General features: G+C 66.3%; 1 pseudogene. It reads left to right on the plus strand.

Annotation, left to right across the window (positions count from 1 at the left end):
* Positions 1-270, plus strand: a pseudogene (locus ADK60_RS27735) (hypothetical protein); the annotation flags it as partial.

Genomic DNA, 270 nt, shown 5'->3' on the forward strand with positions numbered 1-270 from the left:
GTCTTCCTGTCCGACGGCTCACGCTTCCCCGGATGGACCCAGTGGAGCGACCTCGACGGCGGCTGGATCGACGCAGCCAAATGGGTCGACGGAGACTTCAACGCCGACGGCAAGGACGACATCGCCGCAATCTGGAACAACGGCGGCACCAACACACTGACAGTGAGCCTCTCCACCGGCACCGGCTTCACCCGCAGTCACTGGGCCACCAACGCCGGCGGCTGGCTCGACTCCACCCAATGGCTCGGAGGCGACTTCAACGGCGACCGG

The sequence above is a fragment of the Streptomyces sp. XY431 genome, from assembly GCF_001279805.1.
Lineage (GTDB): Bacteria > Actinomycetota > Actinomycetes > Streptomycetales > Streptomycetaceae > Kitasatospora > Kitasatospora purpeofusca.